At 40.4% G+C, this 8,813-nt stretch carries 5 protein-coding genes; 3 read left to right on the forward strand and 2 right to left on the reverse strand.

Translation table 11 applies throughout. The features are described from left to right. Positions 1 to 1,304, reverse strand: a 1,304-nt coding sequence (gene ggt / locus ACFVSH_RS19480) for a gamma-glutamyltransferase (RefSeq protein WP_387707396.1), incomplete at its 3' end; no start/stop codon positions are given. A 679-nt stretch (positions 1,305 to 1,983) separates the two neighbouring features. Here ggt and ACFVSH_RS19485 point away from each other — a divergent pair. After that, on the forward strand, positions 1,984 to 2,895 hold the full coding sequence (locus ACFVSH_RS19485) for a LysR family transcriptional regulator (RefSeq protein WP_387595752.1): 912 nt from the start codon (positions 1,984 to 1,986) through the stop codon (positions 2,893 to 2,895). 228 nt (positions 2,896 to 3,123) lie between these two features. On the opposite strand, the gene ACFVSH_RS19490 is transcribed toward ACFVSH_RS19485, so the two are convergent. Further along, the gene (locus ACFVSH_RS19490) at positions 3,124 to 5,175 is read right to left on the reverse strand and encodes a sigma 54-interacting transcriptional regulator (protein WP_387707398.1); all 2,052 of its coding nucleotides are present in this window, start codon (positions 5,173 to 5,175) and stop codon (positions 3,124 to 3,126) included. A 291-nt stretch (positions 5,176 to 5,466) separates the two neighbouring features. Between ACFVSH_RS19490 and ACFVSH_RS19495 the strand changes: the two genes are divergently transcribed. Continuing rightward, entirely contained in the window at positions 5,467 to 6,888 is a 1,422-nt protein-coding gene (locus ACFVSH_RS19495) for a YfcC family protein (protein WP_387707400.1), read from the forward strand. Between the two features lie 36 nt (positions 6,889 to 6,924). After that, positions 6,925 to 8,097 carry a beta-aspartyl-peptidase gene (gene iadA, locus ACFVSH_RS19500; RefSeq protein ID WP_387595743.1) on the forward strand — a complete coding sequence of 391 codons (1,173 nt, stop codon included), beginning with the start codon at positions 6,925 to 6,927 and terminating at the stop codon, positions 8,095 to 8,097. The last annotated feature ends 716 nt before the right edge of the window (positions 8,098 to 8,813 follow it).

An 8,813-nucleotide genomic window follows, 5' to 3' on the forward strand; every position in this document is an offset into this window, starting at 1 on the left:
TCATTATTTAGCATGAATCCATAATCAGGTACCATGATACCCGATCCGAATACTTGCTCGATTGTAGTCGTATATGCAACCATATTTCCCCATTTATCCATTACAGAGAAATGGGTTGTTTGACCGATCGGTGTTTTCTCCTCTTTTACCTTCTTCATTGAAGGAGGTTCTTTGCCCTCATACTTCCATGGATCGCCTGCCTTGACATCAGCTGTTGATCTATTTGGATTGATGAGTTTTCGTCTTTCTTTAATATAACCTTCATCCAATAGTCCTTTTGTAGGTACATCATAAAAATCTTCATCCGCCATATAGGCAGCTCGATCGGCAAAAGCAAGATGCATGGCTTCCGTGAGATAATGAAGATATTCAGGTGTGTTCGCCCCCATCTTTTGTACATCGTATCCTTCCATAAGCTCCAGGATTTGTAGAACGGTCAAACTGCCTGAGCTTGGTGAAGCTGCCCCTACCACTTCAAATCCCCTATATTCCGATTTAATCGGCTCTCTTTCTTTCACCTCATAGTTTTGCAAATCCTCAGTTGTCATCGTTCCTTCACGCTTTTGAACTTCTTTGGTTAGGGCTTCCCCGATTTCACCTTTATAAAAAGCCTTGGAACCTTGTTTTTTTAGTAACTTAAAAGTCTTTGCCAGATCTGGCTGTACAAGGGTGTCGCCCTCTTCCAATGGCTTTCCGTCTGGTACAAAAACTTTTGCAGCCGCTTGGTTATTTTTAAGCTTTGTTACATTTTCATCGATATATTGTGCTGTTGCCCAATTGACTTTGACCCCTTGTTCAGCTTGTTTAATGGCCGGGCCTATGACTTGTGATAATTTCAATGTTCCATATTTCTCAAGAGAAGTCTCTAAACCCATCAGAGTTCCAGGAACTGCAACCGCTTTACCAGATGTGTGCCGCTTACTAAAAGGAACAGGTTTTCCCTTTCCATCTAAAAAAAGTTCAGGCGTAACATTTTTCGGTGCCATTTCGCGATTTTCAATCATCGTTATTTTATTTTCCTTTTTATTATAAATCATGATAAAACCACCGCCACCGATTCCAGACATCATTGGTTCAACTACATTTAACGATAATTGAATGGCTGCTGCTGCATCGACTGCGTTTCCACCTTGTTTTAATATCTTTATGCCCGCTTCAGCTGCTAACGGGTGGGAAACTGATACGATTCCTTTTGTTGCTCCCTTTCCCATTGACCCATCCACTCCAGGGACACTTGCAAAAGCTGGTGTGATCATACAAAAGAAACTGAAAGTAACTAAAATAAAACTTTTTAAAAATTTCATGAATTAGTCTCCTTTCAAAATAAAACAAATTGGGTTTTACCGTACGCCAACTGGATATACGAGCAAATGACTCTGCTTTTTAAGAGGAATATACTGGTCGATCTCTAAAATGGCCGTCAGTACATTCCCTGCTTTCTTCGATGGTTCACTTCAAAAAATCACCCCCCGAATGCCGCGATACCTGTTAACGTCAAAATCATAATCAATAAAAACACTTATCGATGTTTTATAAAAGTTCCACCCCATGTGTTTTCATCAACTTCATAAAATTATAATGTTATTATTCTACCCACCACCTCACTTTCCCTTTTTTTACAAAATAAGGATCATACTCTAAAAGCACTAGCAATCCATTAAAAAGTTTTATATAAATCAAAACAACAAGCATAAACGTGTAATAACACCTATTAAAAACAAGAAAAATCAGTGATTTAATAGGTATATTTTACCTTTTATTACGTTTCCTTCCTTTCTTTAAGGATAATATTGACTCTTTCAATTTAGAAATATATTATTGTTATAAACTTATAAGACCATGTTATAAAACCAACATCCTAGCATTTCTATCCTTCAATCGTTATTTCCAGCTTTTGTTAGAGAGGGAATTAAAAGTCCACCCTTTCTTTTACCAGCAGGTTTTAGCCTTGTTTTTTCAAATCCAACTGAAGTGGGTGATTGTTTGAATTTCCTATCCCTCCGCTATTTCATAGAGGTTTCTAACCATCTTAGTTTCAGTGAGGCTTCCAAAACCCTGCATATATCCCAGCCCGGACTAAGCCAACAGATTTTATCCCTCGAAAAACAATTAGGCTTTAAACTATTGAATCGAACGACTAGAAAAATTACATTGACGGAAGAAGGAGAGTATATCTATAAAAAACTAGCCCCTTCCTTCGAAGATATTGAGAAAACCGTGAATTACATAGTTGAACATAAAGCCATCCCCAAGCCTAAACTGAAGATTGCTACCGTCCCTTCTGCAGCTAGTATATATATCCCGAAGTTATTGAAAAAGATAGTGGGGGAATACCCGGAAACAGAATTTTACGTGCATGAAACAACATCTTCAAGGGCAGTAAAACTCGTAAACCAACAAAACTATCACATCGGTTTCATCCGGACGCCCATTAACAGTAACATCATTGCCAATGAAGGATTAAGCATGATTGAATTCATGAGGTTCCCTTTACAATTGGTCGTCTCCATTGATCATCCACTAGCCCAAAAAGATGCAATACATTTATACGAAGCAAAAGACGAACCTTTTATCCATTATGATGCCGTCCAGGCACACTCCCTTCAATTCCTTTTGGAAAAAGCTTGTCTGACTGCTGGATTTTCACCTAAGGAATTATGTAAAGGCTCTGAATTACTGACGATCGCGAATCTAATATCCAATAACTTAGGCGTAGCCCTCATGCCGGAAGATATGGTGAATTTGTTGGGAAAACGCCAAGTCAAAGCCTTGAACATCGATAACTCGAACTTATCAAGTTCCATATCGGCAGTTTGGAAAAACACGGACGCATCAAATCTGACTAAGCATATTTTGAATACGTTAAAAAATGACCATGCTTTTATCGATATATGAGATTCTTGGAAAAAGCTGCGAAACCACTCGTAGTGAAAAAGGGTCAATTATAATTAAGAGCTATACTAATCGGCATTAAAAAAGCCCCATTTCTCTTGTGACACTGAGAAATGGGGCTTTTAAAAATTGTGTAATTTCACCTCTTAAACTTCTTATTGGTGTTGGGGCGGTACCCCTTCCATCACTTATTAAAACCTTGAAATTACTAACTCTTCTTATAGGTAGTGACTAATTATATCCATGCATAGCATGCTTTGACTTAAGAAAAAATAAATACTCCATTCCTTCAGCGGTGATCTTAGTGCCAGCCCTCCCTCTGCCTTTGACGACAAATCCGTCGATTTCCAAAATATCCAGGCGGCGACGGATTTGCTGAGGGGACAAGACAAAGTCCGATTCTTGACTCTGACTAGCAATAAGTTCCCGACTTGCCGCTTTTCCTTTATCGTTGTACTGTTTGATTACTTCCAAGATGAAAATTCGCTCCTGAATTTCCAGTAAACTTTCACAGACAGGATAATCTGCCGTAACACTTTCTTCCGCATGCCCGTGCATGAACGGAAGGCCACTCTTCGACAAGACATTCCCCTCACAAACCGTCAGCATGTAATCGATTGTGCTTTTAAGTTCCCTTATGTTGCCGGGCCATTCATATTGCATGAAAAACTCCATAACGTCTTGCTCTACTTTTACCCACTTCCCGCTTTTTGTGATGAGATGCTTTATCAAAAGTGGAATATCCGCTCTTCTCTCTTTTAGTGACGGTATGTAAAGATTGAGTACATTCAGACGGTAAAACAAGTCTGTTCTGAATGAACCGTCCCGCATCTTATCATGAAGATTTTTATTCGTCGCGGTGATTACCCTAACATTTATGGGAATGATTCTCTTGCCGCCAATTCTGCGTATTTCGCCCTCCTGAAGAACCCGTAGCAAATGGGATTGAACTGTGAGACTTATATCACCAATTTCATCCAAAAAGATCGTCCCGTTATCCGCCATTTCAAACAGTCCTTTCCTGCCTCCCCTTTGTGCTCCTGTAAATGCACCTTCTTCGTAACCAAACAATTCACTTTCAAGTAAAGTTTCTGTTAAAGCGCTGCAGTTGACCGCTAGAAATGGCCCGTTCTTTCGCAATGAATGCTCGTGAATCGCATGAGCAAACAGCTCTTTTCCTGTTCCTGTCTCTCCCTGAACCAAAATCGGATGCTCAGACAGGGCAAGCTTCTTGGCAATCTGCTTACGCTCTTTCATTACTTCATTTTCGCCAATAATATCTTCAAAGCGGTATTTTGAATAAAAGCCTTGATTTCGCATTTCTCTTTGTGCAGTCTTTTCTATTTCGAAAGCTTGGTGTACGCTTTTGAAGGTTGCGACGATTGTATTTTCTTTCATCATTTGCAATCGAAAAATCACGACATCCACTCCGTCTATGTTGAAGAACTTGCTTTCATCATTACTTCCCATGATGAAATCGATAATATCCCGGCGATTCAATACATGCTCCAGATACTGATTAACTACATCTTTTGCATCAACATGGAACAATGCCGCAAGCTGGTTATTGAATACCGATATCAGCCCTACCTCGTTAACGACCAATATTCCGTCATCGACAGTCCCCAACACATTTTGGATATGATCGCTCATTTGTTTAGCATCACGCTCTGCATATAACAGCTTACGTTGTAATTCAATGATATTGCTAATATACCTTTCTGAAATCTTCGAGGATATATCCTTGTGTAAACCACAGCATTCTACAACTTCCAAAATTGTTGTTATATCAAAAAGACGCACACCTATATCGATTACTTCTTTTATGTAAGAGGGGCATAGGTGAGTTTCTCCTGGTGAAACGGCGATTTGGACATTCTCATAAAATAATATCCCCTTCCTGAAAGGAATAAATTGAACATGATCGACACCAAGCTGATATAAGGATTCAATAAGGTTAATAGTTGCATCATCATCATCATTCACCAAAAGAACGGCCGAACCCTCTGGTATTCTTAATAGCTTGTCAATGTATTCATGATTAACAGTTCTCTTTCCGACGATTATTTTCTCGGGATTTACGCTATATATACCCTCTTTCTTATCATAAGCGGCATCTGATGAAAACAAAATCATTCCATCTCCCAGAGAACGAGGTATTCCCTCATCGGTAGAATGGCTTTTGACATGCACGTAGTCTCCAAGCAGTTGTTCCAGTTGCTCCTGCAAGGCTTCCTTTGTTTTTGAGCTTCCCGCTATAAGTGTAAGTTCGGATTTTGACATAAAACACCTACCTGTCTTTAATTGGTACTATTATATCACCAAAAAGAACCAATAAAGACCTAAAACTTCAATTCAACCATTAAGTTTTCATAAAAATCAATTATCCCGTATTGGCACAGATTTTGCATATCTATTGACATTGATGACATTGACATCCGTTGACATGCCTATGGTTTTGAAAAGGAGGAAAAAGCAGAATACTAGAAAAACAAATGAAAGGTAATAGGCCGGCAATATTTTGTAAGCGTATTAGTTCACTGCACTTATTTTAAATTCAAAGGAGAGACACTTATGAGCCGAATAGAAGAGAAAGTAGTTTTGCTTGAAACAGCTGGGGAAAAAGAGAGAAAAATCAATGTTTTTGTATTGCTGCTCTGCATTCTAGCCATAGCAACTCTATTTACTTACATTTTGCCGGCCGGGGAATATACACGGATCGAAGCAGATGGACGGACAACTGTTGACGCCACTTCTTTTAAATGGATAGAATCTTCACCGGTGGAATTGTTCGATATGATAAAAGCTATTCACACGGGAATGGTTGAAGCCGGCAATATCATCTTTTTCTTATTGATTATCGGAGGGTTTTTTGGTGTTTTAAGAGCAACAGGGACGGTTGATGTGCTGATCGCCACAATGGCTCGGAAGTTGGCGACTCGTGAAAAGCTATTAATTCCTGTCGTGATGCTGTTTTTTGCTGTAGGCGGCTCCTTAATGGGAATGGCGGAAGAAACACTAGCATATCTCCCTCTTATCATTCCGCTGGCGTTGGCTCTCGGATTCGATACAATTACAGGAACCGCCATCGTCATTGTTGGGGCATTGTCGGGATTCACGACTGCCATCATGAATCCATTCACAGTAGGACTTGCGCAAGGAATTGCTGAATTGCCGATGTTCTCAGGAATAGGGTTGCGCCTTATTTTATTTATTATCGTCTACCTTGTTTCCGTTCTTTATATCCATCGTTACGCAATGAAGGTAAAGAAAAATCCTTCCATCGGAATCTATGGAAAATATACAAAAGAAGAATCGAAAAAACTGCTGCAATCAAGTGTGAAGTTAACAGCGAGACATAAGTTCATCTTAGGCAGTTTCTTAATTAACTATATCATCTTGGCATTTGGAGTCATCAAGTTCCAATGGTACATGACAGAAATCGCTGCCCTATTCATTATATTGACAATTGTCATTGGAATCATCGGAAAATTGTCTGCGGATCACATCGTCAGCTCTTTTACCAATGGATCTGCAGCCTTGCTGGGCGGTGCTTTGATTATTGGCGTATCACGCGCCATTCTTGTTGTATTGAATGAGGGACATATCGTCGACCCTATGCTCCATCAACTATCTGAAGCTATTCAGCATATTCCGGCCTATTTAAGCGTTGCCGGCATGTACAGCTTCCAAACTCTCATTCATTTTATTTTAGCTTCCGGCACCGGTCATGCGATGTTGACCATGCCAATTATGGTTCCGCTCGCAGACTTATTGGATATTACACGCCAAACAGCAGTGTTGTCTTTCTCTTTTGCGGACGGAATTGGAAATATGATTTTCCCGACCGCTACCACCTTGATGGCAGGCTTGGCAATTGCAGGCATACCTTGGACAAAATGGGCGAAGTGGATTCTGCCCCTGGTACTCATTCAATATCTCATCGGATTAATAGCCGTCATCATGGCTCACTTCATCGGATATGGGCCATTCTGATAAAAATCATGAATTAATCGCAGGAGGAAAAACACATTGCTTACTTTAATCAAAAATGGCGAGATATACTCACCCAATTACTTAGGACGGAAAGACGTTTTGATCACAAATGATAAAATTGCATTCATCGATGACAGGATCGAGATTCCTGACAACTTCGCTCCTATTCATATCATTGATGCGACCAATCTTTTAGTTGTTCCAGGTTTCATAGATTCACATGTTCATATTATTGGCGGAGGCGGTGAGGGAGGATTCAAAACCCGCACCCCTGAGCTGATGCTTACGGATATTACGACTTCCGGTATTACAACGCTGGTTGGCTTGCTCGGTACGGACGGAACTACGCGTAGAATGGAAAGCCTGCTTGCAAAGGCCCAGGCGCTTGAAGAAGAGGGTATTTCCTGTTTCATTCATACAGGTTCCTACCAAGTGCCAGTAAAAACATTGACAGGGAAAATCGAAGATGACCTTATTCTCATCGACAAAATCATCGGTGTCGGGGAGATTGCCATCTCCGACCATAGGTCATCAGAACCCACTTTTGAAGAATTGACCAAAATCGCCGCAGCGGCACGCAACGGCGGTATTTTGTCAGGAAAAGCAGGTATTTTAGAAGTTCATGTAGGAGACGGAGATGGCGAGCTCTCGTTGTTACATGCAATTGCTGATAAAACCAACATTCCGATTCGGCAGCTCCATCCGACACATATCAACCGAAATGAAGAATTATTCAAGGCAGGAATTGATTACGCCAAACGCGGTGGGTACGTAGACTTTACAACAAGCACCATTCCACAGTTTCTGGATGATGGCGAAGTGAAGTGCAGTATTGCCTTGCGGATAATGCTTGAAGAAGGGATACCAGTCGGACACATAACCTTCTCTTCAGACGGACAGGCCAGCCTTCCGTTTTTCAACAACCATGGGGAGTATGCAGGCCTTCAAGTGGGAAAAGTATCTTCGCTATATCAGGAAGTGCGTGATTCTGTTTTAGAAGAAGGAATCCCCCTTGAAACGGCACTGAAGGTCATCACCGCGAATCCCGCACAAGTGCTGAAACTATCAAACAAGGGCAGTATCCAAACAGGGAAGGATGCAGATATCGTACTATTGCAAAAGGAAAATTTGGCAATCAGCACGGTAATGGCAAGAGGACAAGTTATGGTAGAAAAGGGCATTCCTTTGATAAAAGGAACATTTGAATGAGTTTAGACAAGATACCCGTTATCGAAAAATTTTCACGACTCGCATTGTTTAAGATTTCGTATTAAGTATCACCTATCCTTAAATAGTCCGTATTACGCAGAAGTCCATATTAGTTTAACCATATCCATGCAATGGTATAAAAGCATGCCCACTGGCCATTATGAATATTTTGTTGTTCCGATCGATTCAGCAAACAATTATTCTTAAATTATTTGTTTCAGCCATCGTAGGGGCAATGGGATCTTATTTCACCAAAGGTATAACCGCCCCCCCATGTCGTGGCAGAATTACCTGGATGTCGTCAGAAGCCAACCCACTATTTACCGTTAATAAGCATGATCATTTCTATCTTTTACTTACAAAGATTAATATTGTGAAGAATCGCTATAGGGGCGTTACTTAAACAAACTAAAAAGTCGAATTCCTAACCGTGAAGGAATTCGACTTTTATTTTTCAGTCATCTTGGCCTGTCTCCTTTGCTGAACTATCAACCTGTTAGTTCATAAGGCAACAAAACCTGTAAAGCCCCGATTTCTGCTTTAAGTTTCATCTCCATCCAAAATCTGGACTATCAAGGCCCCTACCCATCACTTTTCATTCTGGATTCTCGCTACGTACTTTCATTTCTTCAGAAGAGTCTTGATGCCAAATATATCAAACAAATAAGGAAGTACTATGCAATGGCTGGACTTTCGCCATGGGGTCAATATAGGCT

Source organism: Peribacillus sp. NPDC058002 (genome assembly GCF_042886655.1).
GTDB lineage: Bacteria > Bacillota > Bacilli > Bacillales > DSM-1321 > Peribacillus > Peribacillus aracenensis.